This is a genomic window from Parasaccharibacter sp. TMW 2.1891, from assembly GCF_023337675.1.
Taxonomy (GTDB): Bacteria; Pseudomonadota; Alphaproteobacteria; order Acetobacterales; family Acetobacteraceae; genus Bombella; species Bombella apis.
Genome location: NZ_QORT01000001.1, coordinates 436,890 through 453,064 on the forward strand (window position 1 = coordinate 436,890; position 16,175 = coordinate 453,064).

Annotated in this window: 13 protein-coding genes; 8 read left to right on the top strand and 5 right to left on the bottom strand. The window is 61.3% G+C overall.

Features of this window, described 5'->3' with window-relative positions; all coding sequences use genetic code 11:
- Positions 1-14: 14 nt before the first annotated feature.
- The 3 genes from DTJ15_RS01900 to DTJ15_RS01910 are packed head-to-tail and all read right to left on the bottom strand — an operon-like array spanning position 15 to position 2,862.
- The gene (locus DTJ15_RS01900) at positions 15-1,253 is read right to left on the bottom strand and encodes an aminopeptidase (RefSeq protein ID WP_249109298.1); all 1,239 of its coding nucleotides are present in this window, start codon (positions 1,251-1,253) and stop codon (positions 15-17) included.
- 44 nt (positions 1,254-1,297) lie between these two features.
- Complete coding sequence (gene hisC / locus DTJ15_RS01905) at positions 1,298-2,362, bottom strand: histidinol-phosphate transaminase (protein WP_086431155.1); 1,065 nt, start codon at positions 2,360-2,362, stop codon at positions 1,298-1,300.
- Complete coding sequence (locus DTJ15_RS01910; RefSeq protein WP_043560832.1) at positions 2,359-2,862, bottom strand: ankyrin repeat domain-containing protein; 504 nt, start codon at positions 2,860-2,862, stop codon at positions 2,359-2,361. The genes hisC and DTJ15_RS01910 overlap by 4 nt, the downstream gene beginning before the upstream one ends.
- 371 nt (positions 2,863-3,233) lie before the next feature.
- Between DTJ15_RS01910 and tkt the strand changes: the two genes are divergently transcribed.
- From tkt to DTJ15_RS01945, 7 genes are all read left to right on the top strand, one after another.
- Positions 3,234-5,285, top strand: coding sequence for a transketolase (gene tkt, locus DTJ15_RS01915; RefSeq protein ID WP_232086305.1), 2,052 nt, complete (start codon positions 3,234-3,236; stop codon positions 5,283-5,285).
- 20 nt (positions 5,286-5,305) lie between these two features.
- Positions 5,306-8,155, top strand: a complete 2,850-nt coding sequence (locus DTJ15_RS01920) for a bifunctional transaldolase/phosoglucose isomerase (protein ID WP_081562947.1) — start codon at positions 5,306-5,308, stop codon at positions 8,153-8,155.
- Between the two features lie 2 nt (positions 8,156-8,157).
- Positions 8,158-9,162: a phosphogluconate dehydrogenase (NAD(+)-dependent, decarboxylating) gene (gnd, locus tag DTJ15_RS01925; RefSeq protein ID WP_043560825.1), complete on the top strand. Its 1,005-nt coding sequence runs from the start codon at positions 8,158-8,160 to the stop codon at positions 9,160-9,162.
- 71 nt (positions 9,163-9,233) lie between these two features.
- On the top strand, positions 9,234-10,070 hold the full coding sequence (locus DTJ15_RS01930; protein ID WP_248630368.1) for an HAD family hydrolase: 837 nt from the start codon (positions 9,234-9,236) through the stop codon (positions 10,068-10,070).
- A gap of 21 nt (positions 10,071-10,091) precedes the next feature.
- Positions 10,092-10,832, top strand: coding sequence for a 6-phosphogluconolactonase (gene pgl / locus DTJ15_RS01935; RefSeq protein ID WP_043560822.1), 741 nt, complete (start codon positions 10,092-10,094; stop codon positions 10,830-10,832).
- Positions 10,829-11,518 carry a ribose-5-phosphate isomerase RpiA gene (rpiA, locus tag DTJ15_RS01940; RefSeq protein ID WP_043560820.1) on the top strand — a complete coding sequence of 230 codons (690 nt, stop codon included), beginning with the start codon at positions 10,829-10,831 and terminating at the stop codon, positions 11,516-11,518. The genes pgl and rpiA overlap by 4 nt, the downstream gene beginning before the upstream one ends.
- Positions 11,515-12,075 (top strand): gluconokinase, encoded by a 561-nt coding sequence (locus DTJ15_RS01945; RefSeq protein WP_043561569.1) that lies wholly within the window; start codon positions 11,515-11,517, stop codon positions 12,073-12,075. Before rpiA ends, DTJ15_RS01945 begins: the two co-directional genes overlap by 4 nt.
- 142 nt (positions 12,076-12,217) lie before the next feature.
- Here DTJ15_RS01945 and DTJ15_RS01950 read toward each other — a convergent pair whose 3' ends face one another.
- Positions 12,218-13,687 carry an ATP-binding protein gene (locus tag DTJ15_RS01950; protein ID WP_086431152.1) on the bottom strand — a complete coding sequence of 490 codons (1,470 nt, stop codon included), beginning with the start codon at positions 13,685-13,687 and terminating at the stop codon, positions 12,218-12,220.
- Entirely contained in the window at positions 13,684-14,925 is a 1,242-nt protein-coding gene (locus DTJ15_RS01955) for a TIGR03862 family flavoprotein (protein WP_081562950.1), read from the bottom strand. Before DTJ15_RS01955 ends, DTJ15_RS01950 begins: the two co-directional genes overlap by 4 nt.
- Positions 14,926-15,063: 138 nt before the next feature.
- Between DTJ15_RS01955 and panC the strand changes: the two genes are divergently transcribed.
- Positions 15,064-15,894 (top strand): pantoate--beta-alanine ligase, encoded by an 831-nt coding sequence (gene panC / locus DTJ15_RS01960; protein ID WP_043560810.1) that lies wholly within the window; start codon positions 15,064-15,066, stop codon positions 15,892-15,894.
- Positions 15,895-16,175: the final 281 nt, after the last annotated feature.

Consider the following 16,175-nt stretch of genomic DNA (forward strand, 5'->3'; position numbering starts at 1 on the left):
TTTCCTTGGAGGGGTCAGGCCCATTCGCCAGAGCGCATGAGGGGTGTGCGCTGGCCATCCTTCAGGCCGTCAATGTTGATCCTGTCGGAACCGATCATCCAGTCGATATGGATGATGGAATGATTGGCTCCACGGGCGATCAGCTCTTCTTCACTCTGCCCTTCAGGGTTGGTCATGCATTTCGTGTAAGCCTGCCCAAGAGCGATGTGGCAGGCGGCATTCTCATCGAACAGGGTGTTCTGGTACAGGATGCCACTCCGGGAGATGGGGGAGGAGTGGGGTACGAGGGCAACCTCGCCAATGCGGCGTGCGCCTTCATCACTGTCCAGAATGCGTTTCAGCACATCTTCGCCTTTGCTGGCATGAGCCTCCACGATGCGCCCCTTTTCGAAGCGGACCCGGATTCCGTCAATCAGCGATCCCTGATGGAAGAGTGGCTTGGTGCTGGAGACGGTCCCTTCCACACGGGCACAGTGTGGGGTGGTGAAGACTTCCTCTGTCGGGATGTTCGGGTTGCAGACAATGCCATTCTTGGCTTCTTCGGCACCACCGGCCCAGAGGTGGCCATCCGCCAGCCCGACCGTCAGGTCTGTGCCCGGTCCGGTGAAGTGCAGGGCGTCGAAGCGGCGGTCATTCAGCATGGCAGCACGGGCATGGAGGGTCCGGTTATGGTCCGCCCAGGCGGCTACCGGGTCGGTCACATCCACGCGGGAGGCCTGGAAGATGCCATTCCACAGGGCGGTGAGGGCTTCCTCTGCTGGCAGATGTGGAAAAACCTGCTCGGCCCAGGCCGGTGTGGCGCAGGCAATGATGTTCCAGTTGATGTCAAAATTGGTGATGCGTTCCATGGCCGGACGATAGGCCGTGGAGCTGGCCCGGCTGACACGGGAGATGTGGTCCGGGTTCTGGTCCTTCAGCAGGGTCGGGTTCCCCCCCGTGATGGCCATGCGGGCGGCTCCTTTGCCAAAGGCTTCCGCCATGCCGTTGGCCAGCCAGCCCGCTGCCGTGTCAAAGCTGTCTTCATGACCGTGCTGGAAGCGGGCCAGCGTAGTCTCATCATCCTGATACAGGGTTGTGACCAGTGACGCTCCGGCCTTGTATGCATGGGCCGTGATGCGCCGGATGAGGGGTACGGCTTCCAGCCCTGCCGTGATGATGAGCTGCTGGCCAGGTGTGATGTTCAGCCCCGTACGGACGGAAACTTCGGCCAGACGGTCCAGAAGCTGGTCATGTGTGAAAGAGGATGTGGGCATGGGTCTGTCCTGTTAATCTGTAAAATGATGAGGGGGCTGATGCGTCAGCGGGGCAGCAGGTCATCCAGTGCGGCCAGCAGGGCGTCCATCTCCTCATCCGTGCCGATGGTGATGCGGAGCCAGTCGCTGATGCGGGGGCTGCCGCCCTGATGGCGGACGATGATGGCCCGCTCCCGCAGGCCGGTGAAAAGCGTGTCAGCTGGGCATGAGGGGTGATGGGCCAGAATGAAATTGGCCGTGGAGGGCAGGACCGTCATGCCACGCTCCCGCAGGGCTGCCACGGTGCGCTCCCGTGTGGCGATGATGCGGGTGGTGGTCTGTTCCAGCCACTCCGTGTCCCGGATGGAGGCTTCAGCCCCGGCCTGTGCCGGGCGGGACAGCGGATAGGAGTTGAAGCTGTCTTTTACCCGTGTCAGCCCTTCCACCAGCTCCGCCGAGCCGATGGCATAGCCCACGCGCAGCCCCGCCAGACCGGAGGATTTGGAGAAGGTACGGACGATGAGAAGGTTGGGATAACGCTGTGTCAGGGCCACGGCGCTGGTCCCGCCGAAATCGACATAGGCTTCATCGATGATGACCGTCTGGGCATTGAAGCGCTTCAGAAGTCCTTCAATGGCTGGCAGGGGCAGGCTGATGCCGGTGTTGGCATTGGGATTGGCGATTATGACACCACCAGCCGGACCGTCATAATCGTCTGGTGCGATGGTGAAATCATCCCGCAGGGGAATGGTGCGGTAATCCAGCCCGAACATCTGGCAGTAGATCGGGTAGAAGCCATAGGTCACATCGCTGAACAGGACCGGCGCATCGTCACGGAAGAGGGCCCGGAAGGCGTGGGCCAGGACCTCGTCAGAACCGTTGCCGGTGAAGACGCACTCGACCGGAACTCCTTCCTGTTCAGCAATGGCCGTGCGCAGGGCCAGGGCTGTCGGGTCTGGATAGAGGCGCAGGTCATCAGTTACGCTGGCCTTCATCGCTTCCAGCGCACGGGGGGACGGACCGTAGGGGGACTCATTGGTGTTCAGCTTGACCAGATTGGTCATGCGGGGCTGTTCACCGGGGATGTAGGGCTGGAGGTCGTGGACCTGCCGGTTCCAGAAACGGCTCATGGGGCGGTGGCCTCCGCAAAGAGGCTGCCAAGGCCCTGGCGGTGGGCAAGGTCTCTGGCGGAAAGGCCTTCCGTATCCCGGATGTCCGGGTTGGCGCCACGTTCCAGCAGCAGGCGGGCCATGCCCTGCCGTCCGAACATGATGGCAAACATGAGCGGCGTGCGCCCGGCATGGTTGGCCTGGTCGATATTGGCGCCACGCTCCAGCAGCAGGCGGGCAATGGCCTCATACCCCTTGAAGGCCACACCGGAGAGCGCCGTGGCCCCCTTGGCGTCCACGCCGTTCGGGTCGGCCCCGTTGTCCAGCAGCAGGCTGGCCGTGTCGAGCTGGTCGTTGTAGGTGGCGACGATGAGGGGTGTATAGCCCCGGCTGTCGGCACAGTCTGCCGGCATGCCGGCCTCAAGAAACTGCCTGACCAGATCATTCTCACCATTGCGGGCCGCATCGATGAAGAGAGCGGTGATCTGCTCCGGGGTGAAGGACATTTCGGGCTGCGTCATGGATGGGCTGCCTTTGCGGTAAAAGAATGGGTCGTGTCAGAGGCCTCTGAATGTCCTGCCTGCCGGTGGTCAGGTCAAGGGGGAAAAGGCCTTTCTGGCGTGCAGGATATGTGGTTGCGGCAGGCCTGATGGAAGAGGGCAGGCTGACCGGAATCTGCCGCCGGGTCTGACAGGTCCAGCCTGTCTGTAAGGGATGGGTAGGAAAATTGATCTTATTTGCCGGTAGGGCATTGCGTTCTTTCGCAGGATAAGGCCACTTGTGAAATATCCGGACTGCATCGGGCCGTGTTAAGGGGCATGAGCCTGCTGTGGGTGATCGGATGATTGTTTGAATTGAGGACGTTAGATCAGTGAACAGTATGCTGTCGAAAATGAGCATAGACACGATCCGCACATTGGTGATGGATAGTGTGGAGCGTGCAAAATCCGGCCATCCGGGTACCGCAATGGCTCTGGCCCCGGCCATGTATGCTTACTGGCAGTTTACGATGTATTATAACCCGGCCGATCCCTTTTGGCCGGGGCGTGACCGATTTATCCTCTCGGGTGGGCATGCGTCCATCCTTCTCTATGCCACGGTGTTTCTGGCCGGGGTGAAGGATATTGAGAACGGGCAGGTGGTCGATCGCCCCGCCCTGACGCTGGAAGACCTGAAAAATTTCCGCCGTTTTGAATCCCGCACACCGGGCCATCCCGAATACGGGCTGACAGCCGGGGTGGAGATCACGACCGGCCCGCTGGGGCAGGGGTGCAGCAGTGCGGTGGGCATGGCCATGGCCGAGCGATGGCTTGCCACACATTACGGCCGCCCGGGGTTCGACCTCTTTGGCTATCACATTACCTCTTTCTGTGGTGATGGGGATATCATGGAGGGGGTTGCGGCCGAGGCCGCATCCTTGGCCGGACATCTGAAGCTGGGCAACCTGACATGGGTGTATGACAGCAACCGCATTTCCATTGAGGGCTCCACGGATGTGACCTTCACGGAGAATGTGGCCATGCGGTTTGAATCCTATGGCTGGCAGGTGCTGGAAGTTGCTGATGGCAACGACGTGCCTGCCATCTGTGAAGCCCTGAAACAGGGACGGGAGGAAACCTCCCGCCCGACCCTGATCATTCTCAGGACGATCATCGGTTATGGGGCACCGGGCAAGGCGGGAACGGCCTCTGCCCATGGTGAGCCGCTTGGCATGGAGGAGCTGGCAGGGGCCAAGAAGGCCTATGGCTGGCCCGAAGATGCGCCGCATTTTACCGTGCCGGATGGCGTGCAGGAGCATTTCGAGGCACTGGCCGGGCAGCGTGGTGCCAGAGCACAGGCGGAATGGGAGGCACGGTTTGCCGAGTACTGCGCCCGGTATCCGAAGGAAGGGGACGAGCTGCGGCACATTTTTGCCGGAACCCTGCCAGAAGGCTGGGAAACGGAGCTGCCTGTCTATCCGGCGGATGAGAAAGGGCTGGCCTCCCGCCAGAGTTCCGGGGAGGTGCTCAATGCCGTGGCATCCCAGTTCCCCTGGCTGGTTGGCGGGGCGGCGGACCTTGCGCCTTCTACCAAGACACTCATCAAGGGCGCCCGGTCGGTGCAGGCCCCTTCAAACATGGTGCAGGAAGGGGCTGGCTATGATGGCCGCAACATGCACTTCGGTGTGCGTGAACATGCGATGGCCGCCATCTGCAACGGCTTGGCCCTGAGTGGCCTGCGGCCTTTCTGTGCGGGCTTCCTGATCTTTTCTGATTACATGAAGCCCGCCATCCGTCTGGCAGCGCTGATGCACCTGCCGGTGATCTATGTGTTCACGCATGATTCCATCGGCGTGGGGGAGGATGGCCCGACCCATCAGCCCATCGAGCAGCTCGCCCAGTTCCGGTCCATGCCGGGGCTGACCATGCTGCGTCCGGCAGATGCCAATGAGGTGGTGGAAAGCTGGCGTGTGGCCATGCAGCATCGTGCTGGCCCCGTGGCCCTTGCCCTGACACGGCAGAACCTGCCAACGCTGGACCGTACCCGGTATGCCTCGGCCGAGGGTGTGGCCCGTGGTGGCTACGTTCTGGCGGACTGTGAGGGTGAGCCGGAGATTCTGTTGATGGCGTCCGGCTCCGAGGTTTCGCTCGTGGTCGGTGTCTATGAGAGGCTGAAGGCTGAAGGCGTGCGGGCCCGTGTGGTCTCCATGCCAAGCTTCGATCTGTTCGAGAGCCAGGACAGGGCCTATCGTGACACCGTCCTGCCACCTTCTGTCCGTAGGCGTGTCGGTGTAGAGATGGCTTCCGGCTTTGGGTGGGACCGCTATGTGGGGCTGGATGGTGTCGTCATTGCCATGAACAGCTTTGGGGAATCCGGCGCAGCAGCAGAGCTGATGGCGAAGTTCGGCTTTACGGTAGACTCTGTTTATGAACAGGCCCGCCAGTTGTTACAGAAGGCAGACTGACTGGATAAGGAGTGAGAGTGATGGAAAACACCCCGCCAGAGACACCTTTGACCCGTCTGGTCAGCCATGGGCAGTCCATCTGGCTGGATTTCATCCGGAGGGATTTCATCGAGGATGGCCGTCTGGCAGCCATGGTGAAGGAGGACGCCCTGAAAGGGGTGACCTCCAACCCGGCCATTTTCGAGCAGGCCATTGGCCATGGTGCGGAATATGAGGAAGCCGTGCAGGCCCTCCTGGCCAGCGGCAGCCTGACAGCCGGTGCGCTTTATGAGGCGCTGGCCGTGGAAGATATCCGTCAGGCCTGCGAGGTTCTGCGGCCCGTGTTTGACGAAACCGGCGGACGGGATGGCTATGTCAGTCTAGAGGTTTCTCCTTACCTGGCATATGATGCTGAAGGCACGCTGGCAGAAGCCCGCAGGCTCTGGCAGCGTGTTGGTCACCCCAATGTGATGATCAAGATTCCGGCGACGGAAGAGGCCATTCCAGCCATTGAGCAGGCTACTGCCGAGGGCATCAACGTCAATGTCACGCTCCTTTTTGCGCTGGGCATGTACGAGAAGGTGCTGGACGCCTATCTGCGGGGGCTGGAGGCCAGGGTGAAGGCCGGTCTGCCGGTGAATCACGTTGGTAGTGTGGCGTCTTTCTTTGTCAGCCGGATTGATGGGCGCATTGATGCCCGCATCGACCGCCGTCTGGCCGCCGGTGACCCGGAAGCCGAGGCGTTGAAGGCCCTGCGGGGGCAGGTGGCCATTGCCAATGCCCGCATGGCGTATCAGCATTATCTCAGGGTAACGGAAAGCCCGCGCTGGAAAGCTCTGGCAGGGAAAGGAGCGCAGACTCAGCGTCTTCTCTGGGCCAGTACGAGCACGAAGGACAAGGCCTATCGTGACGTGCTGTACGTGGAGGAGCTGATTGGCGCTGATACGGTCAATACATTGCCACCCCGTACGCTGGAAGCCTTCCGGGATCATGGCATCCCGGAGGAGCGCCTTGCGCAGGGTGGAGAGAGCGCCAGCCTGATTCTGGCAGAAGCAGGGCGATTGGGGCTTGATCTGGACAGTGTGACCACCACCTTGTTGGAAGAAGGTGTGACGGCTTTCGAGGTCGCTTTTGATGGATTGCTCGGTGCGGTGGCAGCCCGCCGGGAAGCTGTTTTGGGGGAACGTCTTATGCGAGTATCCTTGGCATTGTCGGGTGAGTTGGAAAATGCCGTGGTTGCGGCGGGCAAGAGCTGGAGCCAGGATGGCAAGGTGCGGCGCATCTGGGAGCGTGATGCGTCCGTCTGGACCGGTGGGCCGGAAAGCCGATGGCTCGGCTGGCTGGATGTGGTCAAGAATGGCCGTGCGGCTCTTGAGTCTTATGAGACCTTGGGCCGTGAGGTGAAGGAACGTGGCTACAGCGACGTGCTGCTGCTGGCCATGGGCGGTTCCAGCCTCGGACCGGAAGTGCTGGAGGAAACCTTTGGCCGAGCCCCCGGTGGCCCAAAGCTGCATGTTCTGGACAGTACGGACCCTCAGCAGGTTGCCAGCTTCGGCCGGGCCATCGACCCGGCCAACACGCTGTTCATCGTGTCCAGCAAGTCCGGCAGTACGCTGGAGCCGAACATCCTGTTCGCCTATTTCTGGGATCAGGCGGAGAAGGCCCTTGGCCGTCAGCCCGGTGAGCGTTTCGTCGCCGTGACGGACCCCGGCTCATCGCTGGAAACACTGGCCAGAGACCGTGGCTTTGCCCATATCTTCCACGGCAACCCGGAGATCGGCGGGCGGTATTCCGTTCTGTCCGCCTTTGGTCTCGCTCCGGCGGCGGCAGCAGGGTACGATGTCCGGGCCCTGCTGGACAGCACGCAGCTGATGATCGAGGCGTGCGATGCTTCCGTTCCGCCTGTGACAAACCCTGGTGTCAGTCTGGGGCTGGCCCTTGGGGTGGCGGCCACCAGTTTCCGGCGGGACAAGGTCACGTTCGTGGCTTCGGAGAAGATCGCCTCCCTCGGTGCCTGGCTGGAGCAGCTTCTGGCTGAAAGCACCGGCAAGAATGGCACGGGGCTCATCCCTATTGATGGCGAGCCGCTGGGGGCGCCGGAGGTTTATGGTGATGACCGCATGTTTGTGGAACTGCGGCTGGGGCATGAGCCCGTCAGCCCGGGGATCAAGGCCCTGCGGGAGGCGGGACATCCTGTCGTGACCTTGCATCTCGAGGATGTCGGGCAAATCGTGCAGGCGTTCTTCGTGTTTGAATTTGCCACGGCGGTGGCTGGCTCCGTGCTGGGAATCAATCCTTTTGACCAGCCTGATGTGGAATTCAGCAAGGTTGAGACCCGCAAGCTGACCAAAGCCTATGCCGAGACGGGCCATCTGCCGGAAGAGACGCCGTTCGCCCAGGATGGAAACCTCGCTTTTTACGCTGATGAGCGCAACCGGGAGGCGCTGGGCAGCGGTAGTGCAGAAACCATTCTGAAAGCTCATTTTGACCGTGTGGGCAAGAACGACTATATTGGCCTCCTCGCTTACATTGAGCGGAACAAAGCCCATATCGCCTGGGAGCAGACGGTGAGAACAGAGTTGAGGGATCGGCTTCATGTCGCCACGGCGGCGCAGTTTGGTCCACGGTTCCTCCACTCGACAGGTCAGGCTTACAAGGGGGGCCCCAACAGCGGTGTCTTCCTGCAGGTGACGGCGGATGATGCTGCGGACCTGCCCATACCGGGACACGCTTACAGCTTTGGTGTCGTCAAGGCCGCTCAGGCCCGGGGGGATTTCGACGTTCTGGCCGCTCGTGGCCGTCGTGCGCTGCGTGTGCATGTTGTCGGTCCCCTGCATGAAGGACTGGACCGTCTCGCTCAGCTGGTGACAGATATTCTAAAAGGAGCTTGAGGATGCGTATCGGAATTATCGGACTTGGCCGCATGGGTGGCAATATTGCCGTCCGCCTGACCCGCAAGGGGCATGATGTTGTCGTGTTCGACCGGACTCCCGCTGTCACCGAGAAGATTGTCGAGCGGTCAGAGAAGGGGCGTGCCCAGGGGGCCGAGACCTTCGAGAAAATGGCCGAACTCCTTTCCAGTGAGGAGCGTCGTGTCATCTGGGTCATGCTGCCAGCTGGCAAGGTGACGGAAGACTGCATACAGAAGCTCGCCCCGCTGTTGGGCAAAGGTGACATCATCATCGATGGTGGCAACACCTATTACAAGGAAGATATCCGCCGGGCGAAAGAGCTGGGCGAGCGTGGCATCGATTATATCGATGTCGGGACCTCTGGTGGTGTCTGGGGGCTGGAGCGTGGCTACTGCATGATGTATGGCGGCGAGAAGCACGCTGCGGATTATGTGGACCCCATTCTGGATGCGCTGGCTCCGGGCATGGGTGATGTGCCCCGCACGCCGGACCGTGAGGATGATGGCCGCCACGACCCGCGGGCCGAGAGGGGGTATCTTTACTGTGGTCCGGCCGGGGCTGGTCATTTCGTGAAGATGATCCATAACGGCATCGAATACGGCATGATGCAGGCCATCGCTGAGGGTTTTGATGTGCTGGCCAGCAAGAACTCCGAAAAGCTGCCGGAAGATGAGCGTTATGACCTGCATCTGGCTGATATTGCCGAGGTGTGGCGCCGTGGCAGTGTCGTGTCCTCCTGGCTGCTGGACCTGACAGCCGAGGCGCTGGCCCGTTCTGGTGATCTGAGCGAGTTCAGTGGCGAGGTGCAGGATTCCGGTGAAGGCCGCTGGACGATCGAAGCCGCCATTGAGGAGGCCGTGCCTGCCCCGGTAATGACCGCAGCCCTTTATACCCGTTTCCGGTCCCGTACCGGCAACAATTTCGCCGAGAAGGCTCTTTCGGCCATGCGGTATGGATTTGGTGGCCATACCGAGCGCAAGAAATAAACTGTTCTGGAGAATGGGGGATGCGGTAGGGGGCCGCACCCCTTCTTCCCCCGTGAGGGAGGAAGATACTCATGACAGAAACATCCCCCAGGATCAGGCTGGTGCTGTCCGATATGGATGGCACCATTCTTGGTTCTGACAGAACCATTTCTCCCACAACAGGCACGGCCGTCCAGCATCTGGCAGAGCGGGGTGTGGCTCTGGCGCTCGTCAGTGCCCGCATCCCGGCGGCTGTGCTGCCTTATGTCCGGCAGCTCGGGCTGAAAGGGCCCTGTGCCGGATTTAATGGGGGCGTCTTTTTCATGCCGGATGGCACCATTCTGAAGAGCCACCATTTTTCTGTCGGGGATCTTGCGGCCATTCTCGAAGCTCTGTCTCCTTTCCCTGTGGAGGTCTGGTTTCAGACAGAACAGGAATGGCTGGTGCGTGACAGTCGGACGCTGCTGGCAAAGCGGGAGCAGGAGTTGACGGGCATCACGCCCCGGGCAGTATCTTCATGGCCCGTCACGCCGAAGACCGTGAACCGCCTTATGGTCTGTTCTGACGATACAGCCCTGATTGCCCGGCTGGAAGCCGAGCTGGCGGCTCCTTTTGCCGGGCGGGCGAGCCTGCTGCGTTCGGCCCCACACAAGCTGAACATCACACCTGCCCTGGCCACGAAGGGCAAGGCGGTGGCAGAGCTGGCCAGACTGTATGGCGTAACACCGCAGGAAGTGGCTGCTCTTGGCGATGCCCCCAATGACATCCCGATGCTGCAGGCGGCTGGCATGGGCATCGCCATGGGGCAGGCGCCGGATTCCGTGAAGAAAGAAGCCACCCATGTGACCGGAAAACCTGATGAAGGTGGCTGGGCATATGCTGCCGAGACGTTCATTATGCCGCTAGCCCCCTGCCAGCAGGGGAGATGACGTGATTCGGAGGGTACGGGTATGACGACAGACATGCGCCATGCGGTCGTAGAGGTTCTGAAGGACTCAGAAGCCGTGGCTATGGAAATGGCCAGACTGCTGATCAGGACGGTGAAAGAAAAGCAACAGGGCAGGGTGCGCATTGCTCTCTCTGGTGGATCCACGCCCAAGCAGCTTTTTGCGATTCTTGCCCAGCCCGACATGGCCCGGCAGGTGGACTGGTCCCGTGTCGAAATTTTCTATGGGGATGAACGTCACGTGCCCGAGGGCCATGCGGACAGCAACCATGCCAGCGCCCGGGAGCTGCTGCTCTCCAGGGTCTCCATCCCGGCGGCTCAGGTCCATCCAATGCCGACAGCCGCTACGGTTGCGGAAGATGCTGCCAGCTACCAGAGCGTTCTGGAACAGGCCTATGGTGCCACGAAGCTGGAAGCAGGCCGCCCGCTGTTTGATATCGTCATGCTTGGCCTGGGTACGGATGGGCATACGGCATCCCTGTTCCCGGGGGAGCCTGTCCTTGAGGAAAAGAAGGCCTGGGTTGGCGTCGCAGCGCCCCGTACGGCCCCGCATGAGCGCCTTACGCTGACCTACCCGGCCATTGCCTCCAGTGCACTGGTCGTTTTCCTTGTCACCGGGGAAAATAAAGTACCAATGCTGGCCCGTTTGCGTCAGGGGGATGGCAGCATCCCATCAGGGCGTATTGTTTCCGAGGGGAAAATCCTCATACTGGCCGATGAAGCCGCTGCTGGAGAGCTTTCATGAATGTAGATGACTGTAAACGTGCTGCTGCCCATCTTGCTGCAAGCCTCGTCAAACCGGGGATGGTCGTCGGGCTGGGGACAGGCAGTACCGCAGCATTCATGATTGAAAGGCTCGGTGAGCGTGTTGCCGGGGAAGGGCTGGATATTCATGCCATCCCGACCTCCGAGGAATCGACAAGACTTGCCCGTGCAGCGGGGATTCCGATCACGACGTTTGCAGAACATTCCGTAGTCGACATCACCATTGATGGCGCAGATGAGGTGGAGCGCAAGACGCTGAATCTCATCAAGGGGCTGGGGGCTGCTCTGCTGCGTGAGAAGATCGTTGCCCAGGCGTCACGGCGTTTTGTCGTGATCGTGGATGTAACCAAACCGGTTGACCAGCTTGGCCAGCGGGTGCCTGTACCAGTGGAGGTTGTTCCATTTGGCTACGAGGCAACGGCAGCCCGTCTGGAGGCTCTGGGGGCAAAGGTCATCCGTCCCCGTCGGCATCTGACAGGCGAGCTGCTTATTACCGATAACGGGAACAGGATACTTGATTGCGCTTTCGGTCCGATCAGTGACGTGCAGGCTCTCGCCACGCGTCTGGATGGTACGGTAGGCGTGGTGGAGCATGGTTTGTTCCCCAATATGGCAACCGATGTGCTGGTTGCCACCGAACGGGAGGTTGAACAATGGACGCCATGACAGAAAAAGAAGCCGCCAAGGCTGCATCGGGTATTGCTCCGCATTACATTGTGGTGATGGGGGTTTCCGGCAACGGCAAGACCACTGTGGCTGAGCTGCTTTCCAAGAGCCTTGGCTGGCCGTTTCAGGAAGGTGATGACCTGCATCCCAAAGCCAATGTGGAAAAGATGCGCAGTGGCCACCCGTTGACGGATGAAGATCGTGCCCCCTGGCTGGAGCTGTGCCACGACTGGCTGGCCAAGTGTGCCGAGAAGGGGACCGGTGCCGTGCTGACCTGTTCCGCCCTGAAGAAGAAATATCGTGATGCGTTGGCCAAGCATATTCCGGTCCAGTTCGTCTACCTGAAGGTGGACCCGAAGATCATAGAGGACCGGCTGAAGCACCGTGTCGGGCATTATATGCCGCCGACCCTTCTGCCGAGCCAGCTGGCCACTCTGGAGGAGCCGACAGATGACGAGCCGGTGATCCGTGTTCCTGGTGATGCAACGCCGGAAGAGCTGCGGGACCGTGTGATTGAGCGTCTGCGTGTTGTCCCCCCGCCGAAGGTGGTGGACTGATACAGGGTCGGTTATTACCGGTTCAGTGATGGCCCTTTCTTTGGGCATCAGGAAATGGCGGGGCCTCTGGCTCCGCCATTTTTCGTGGGGAAAGGAGACCCTTGCCCGGGCGGCTCCTTCCCATGGGGGCTGTTCAGGGGGGTCAGGCCGGGGAGGCTGTCTGCCAGCCCGGGCCAATAATGGCGATCCGACGGTGGCGGCCCGTGCCCTGAAGGATGATGGCCTCGCATTTCTCAAGATAAGTAAGCTGCCGCCGTGCCCGCCCTAGAGAATGGGTGCCATAGGCCCGGGCCAGAGCGGCATCATCCGGGCAGGGTTTGCCTTCCATGGCTGCATGGGCGAGCAGGAAATAGACAGGCTGCATGTCGTCCGGCAGGCGGCTGGCCCGCTGCTGGATGTCCTGCCAGGCCTCGCTCTCGGCCCGTTCACGGGTGATACCGCAGCGGATGGTGCTCAGCATGGTCTGGAACTGCGGCATGGGCAGGATGTTGCGGGAGAACCCGGCCAGCCGTGCCCTCATCTGGAAGTCCTGATACAGGGTGGCGAGTGGCCGGTAGGCGGCATCCTCATCCTGTCCGGCTTCGGCGACGAGAGTCCAGAGAGTTTCCGGGTCTGGTGCAGCCATCTGCTGGCTCTGCTGCTGCTCTCTGGCGTCACGGGAGGAGCTGTAGGCATCAAGCTGCGCCAGCAGGTCCGGCTTGGGGGCAGCCGGTTCCTTGCGGGGGCGGGAAGCGGGTTCCGGCGGGGCCTCGAGGATGAGATCCCGCAGCTCATCCACAGGAATGTTGGGCTGTTCAAGCGGCATGAGGGCAGGGCCACCTGCATGGCTGGCTGTCTCGACCGGACCGATGGTGACACGTTGGGGGCGACGGGCGAGGGCGGGTCCCAGCGCCATGAACTGCCCACGGGCAAGGTCCCTGAAGCCTTCGGCAGCACGGCGCTCCATGCCCAGAAGGTCGGCGGCACGAGCCATGTCGATATCCAGAAAGGTCCGTCCCATCAGGAAGTTGGAAGCCTCGGCGGCGACATTCTTGGCCAGCTTGGCCAGACGCTGGGTGGCAATGATGCCTGCCATGCCCCTTTTGCGTCCCCGGCACATGAGGTTGGTCATCGCATTGAGGGAGAGGCGGCGTGCCTCGTCAGAGGTATCACCCCCGGCAATGGGGGCGAAGAGCTGGGCTTCGTCCACCACGATGAGGACAGGATACCAGTAGGCCCTTGGCGCTTCGAACATGCCGGTCAGGAAGGCACCGACAGAACGGAGCTGCCCTTCCGGCTCGCTCTGCTCAAGATTCAGCACGACAGAGGCCCGGTGCATCCGGACCCGTTCCCCCGCACTTCGCAGGCTGGCTTCGGACTGTGTGTCCGTCTCGATGACGAGATGGTCGTATTTTTCTGCCAGCGTGACGAAATCCCCTTCCGGGTCGATGATGACCTGTTGGACGAGAGTTGCGCTCTGCTCCAGCAGACGCCGGAGGAGGTGGGATTTCCCAGAGCCGGAATTGCCCTGCACGAGCAGGCGGGTAGCCAGCAGTTCAGGCAGGTCGATGTGGGCATCCTCACCACGGGCTGTGGTGCCAAGAAGAAGGGGGCCAAAATGTGATGAACTCATGGCGCCACTTTACCGGGCAATGGACGGGAGAGCCAGTGATGAACAGCCTCTGCACAGAAGCAGGCGGTGGAAAAACAGCCCTGGAGCAGATAGCCCCCTGTAGGAGCATCCCAGTCCAGCATTTCACCACAGGCGAACAGGCCGGGCTGGTGGCGCAGCATGAAGCCTTCATCCAGCGCTGCCTGTTTCAGCCCTCCGGCGGTGGAAATGGCCCTGTCCAGCGCAGCAGGAGCCACAAGGTGCAGGGGGGCCTGCGTGATGGCGTCTGTCAGCTCACCGGGTGTGCGGGCGTCCGGGCAGAGCTGGGTGAGCAGCTCCCGCATGGTACGGTCCAGCCCCAGAGCCTTGCGCAGCCTGTTGCTCCGGCTTTCACGGAGACGCTGGCGGGCGAGGCGTTCCAGTATGCGTTCCTGCGTCAGAGTCGGGCGGAGATTCAGGTGGACGGTTACGGTGTCTCCGCCTGATTTTGCCAGAGCCTGTCGCAGTGGAGCTGAAAGGGCGTAAAGTGGTGCTCCCTCCAGCCCCCGTTTCGTGATGATGAGATCGCCACGATGTGTCTGGCCGGCGAAGTTGAGCGTGACTCCCCGCAGGGTCTCGCCTTCGTGGCGGAGCAGGAATTCGGCAGGCCAGTCCGGCATGAAGCCGCAGTTGGAAGGGGCAAAAGGCGTGCAGTGCTGTTCCAGCAGCGATGCCCATTGCCCGTTACTGCCCAGTCGTGCCCAGCTGCTGCCCCCCAGGGCGAGGATGACGGCACGTCCTGTCTGCTGGACCGGGCCTTCCGGTGTCTGGAAGGTGAGAGACAGGCCCTGCATATCTGTCAGCCTGTGGCGGGGAAAGAATTGCACGCCCTGTTCCTGAAGGCGGACCAGCCAGCGGCGCAGCAGGGGAGAGGCCTTGAGGGATTTCAGAAAGACCCGGCCAGAACTGCCGGTGAAGCAGGGTTCGCCCAGTCCTTCAGCCCAGAGGCGGAGAGCCTCGGGCGGGAAGTGGCGGATGGCAGGTTCCAGCCAGTCCCGTGCTGTCCCGTAGCGTTGCAGGAATGGTTCCAGCGGTTCACTGTGGGTGAGGTTCAGGCCGCTGCGGCCTGCCATGAGGAATTTCCGTCCCGGCCTGGCCATGTGGTCGAACAGATGGACCTCATGGCCTTTCCGGCTCAGACATTCAGCGGCAAACAGCCCTGCCGGGCCAGCCCCGATGATGGCAATGGGGAGTGTACGGGCCGTACTGGTGTCGGGCATGGGCAGTCCGTTCTGGCTGGGTGTGGCGGCGGTGAGGTGTTGTTAGCCTGTTCCGGCCTGTCGGGGAAGACAGACAGGAGGCAGACAGGGTATGGAAAGGCGTAGCCTGCGAGGGCAATCATCCGGGAAAGGGACGACATGAAACTCTGCACGACGGTTCAGGAGATGCGGCAGGAGCGGGCGCAGCTTGGCAGGGTCGGCTTTGTACCGACGATGGGCTTCCTGCATGAGGGGCATCTTTCGCTTGTTCGCCGTGCCCGGGAGGAGACTGATGCTGTTGTCGTCAGTCTCTTTGTCAATCCCATACAGTTCGGGTCGGCGGATGATCTTGCCAATTATCCCCGGGCGCTGGAACGGGATATTGCCCTGCTGCGCAGGGAGGGCGTGGCCTGTGTTTTTACGCCGGAAGCGGCAGAATTCTACCCTGAAGGGTTCGCCACGCAGGTGGATGTTGGTGGTGTGGCGCTGGAGCTTGAGGGGCCGTCCCGTCCCGGCCATTTTGCAGGTGTGGCGACGGTGCTGGCGAAATTCTTCAACATCATCCAGCCGCAGCGGGCCTATTTTGGGCAGAAAGATGCCCAGCAATGTGCTGTTGTCCAGCGGTTCGTGCGGGACCTGAATATTCCGGTAGATATTGTGACCCTGCCAACATGGCGGGAGGCGGACGGTCTTGCCGGGTCGAGCCGCAACAGTCGTCTGACGGAGGCGGAACGCCACAGGGCCCCGGTGCTGCATCAGGCTCTCTGCCGGGGCCGGACCCTGGTGCAGGCTGGTGAGCGCCGCCGTGCCGTGCTGGAGGGGGCCATGCGGGATGTGCTGGTGCAGGCCGGGCTTGTGGATATTGACTATGTCACCATCGTGAATCCGGATACGTTCCAGGCTGAAGAGGAGGTCCGGGAGGGGGCTCTGGCCTTGCTGGCCGTGCAGCTGGGGGCCGTGCGGCTGATCGACAATATGCCGCTGTTCTGAAAAGTGGTCCTGACCTTTTTTTGAGAACAGGATGCAATAATTCTCATATTGGTAATTGCGTTTGCCGGATATTCATCCCTCAATAAAGAGGGTTGTATTTGTCCTGTTATTTGCCAGCCATGAGGTGAGATCAGAGAGGAGGCGGGACACGCCTGTCACCTATGCATGGCAATACATGCTGGCATGTTGTGAAAGCCAGTAATGTCTTCTGGTCAAGTGGCGGGCGAAGGGGTAGCGTGGCGGGGTAACAAGGTATTTACATATGCTTGAAGGAGATATCG

Excerpts from the sequence above, each read along its gene's own strand:
- pgl (WP_043560822.1), top strand. The coding sequence starts at position 10,092 with ATGACGACAGACATGCGCCATGCGGTCGTAGAGGTTCTGAAGGACTCA.
- DTJ15_RS01930 (WP_248630368.1), top strand. The coding sequence starts at position 9,234 with ATGACAGAAACATCCCCCAGGATCAGGCTGGTGCTGTCCGATATGGAT.
- DTJ15_RS01920 (WP_081562947.1), top strand. The coding sequence starts at position 5,306 with ATGGAAAACACCCCGCCAGAGACACCTTTGACCCGTCTGGTCAGCCAT.
- panC (WP_043560810.1), top strand. The coding sequence starts at position 15,064 with ATGAAACTCTGCACGACGGTTCAGGAGATGCGGCAGGAGCGGGCGCAG.
- DTJ15_RS01910 (WP_043560832.1), bottom strand. The coding sequence starts at position 2,862 with ATGACGCAGCCCGAAATGTCCTTCACCCCGGAGCAGATCACCGCTCTC.
- rpiA (WP_043560820.1), top strand. The coding sequence starts at position 10,829 with ATGAATGTAGATGACTGTAAACGTGCTGCTGCCCATCTTGCTGCAAGC.
- DTJ15_RS01955 (WP_081562950.1), bottom strand. The coding sequence starts at position 14,925 with ATGCCCGACACCAGTACGGCCCGTACACTCCCCATTGCCATCATCGGG.
- DTJ15_RS01900 (WP_249109298.1), bottom strand. The coding sequence starts at position 1,253 with ATGCCCACATCCTCTTTCACACATGACCAGCTTCTGGACCGTCTGGCC.
- tkt (WP_232086305.1), top strand. The coding sequence starts at position 3,234 with ATGAGCATAGACACGATCCGCACATTGGTGATGGATAGTGTGGAGCGT.
- DTJ15_RS01950 (WP_086431152.1), bottom strand. The coding sequence starts at position 13,687 with ATGAGTTCATCACATTTTGGCCCCCTTCTTCTTGGCACCACAGCCCGT.
- hisC (WP_086431155.1), bottom strand. The coding sequence starts at position 2,362 with ATGAGCCGTTTCTGGAACCGGCAGGTCCACGACCTCCAGCCCTACATC.
- gnd (WP_043560825.1), top strand. The coding sequence starts at position 8,158 with ATGCGTATCGGAATTATCGGACTTGGCCGCATGGGTGGCAATATTGCC.
- DTJ15_RS01945 (WP_043561569.1), top strand. The coding sequence starts at position 11,515 with ATGACAGAAAAAGAAGCCGCCAAGGCTGCATCGGGTATTGCTCCGCAT.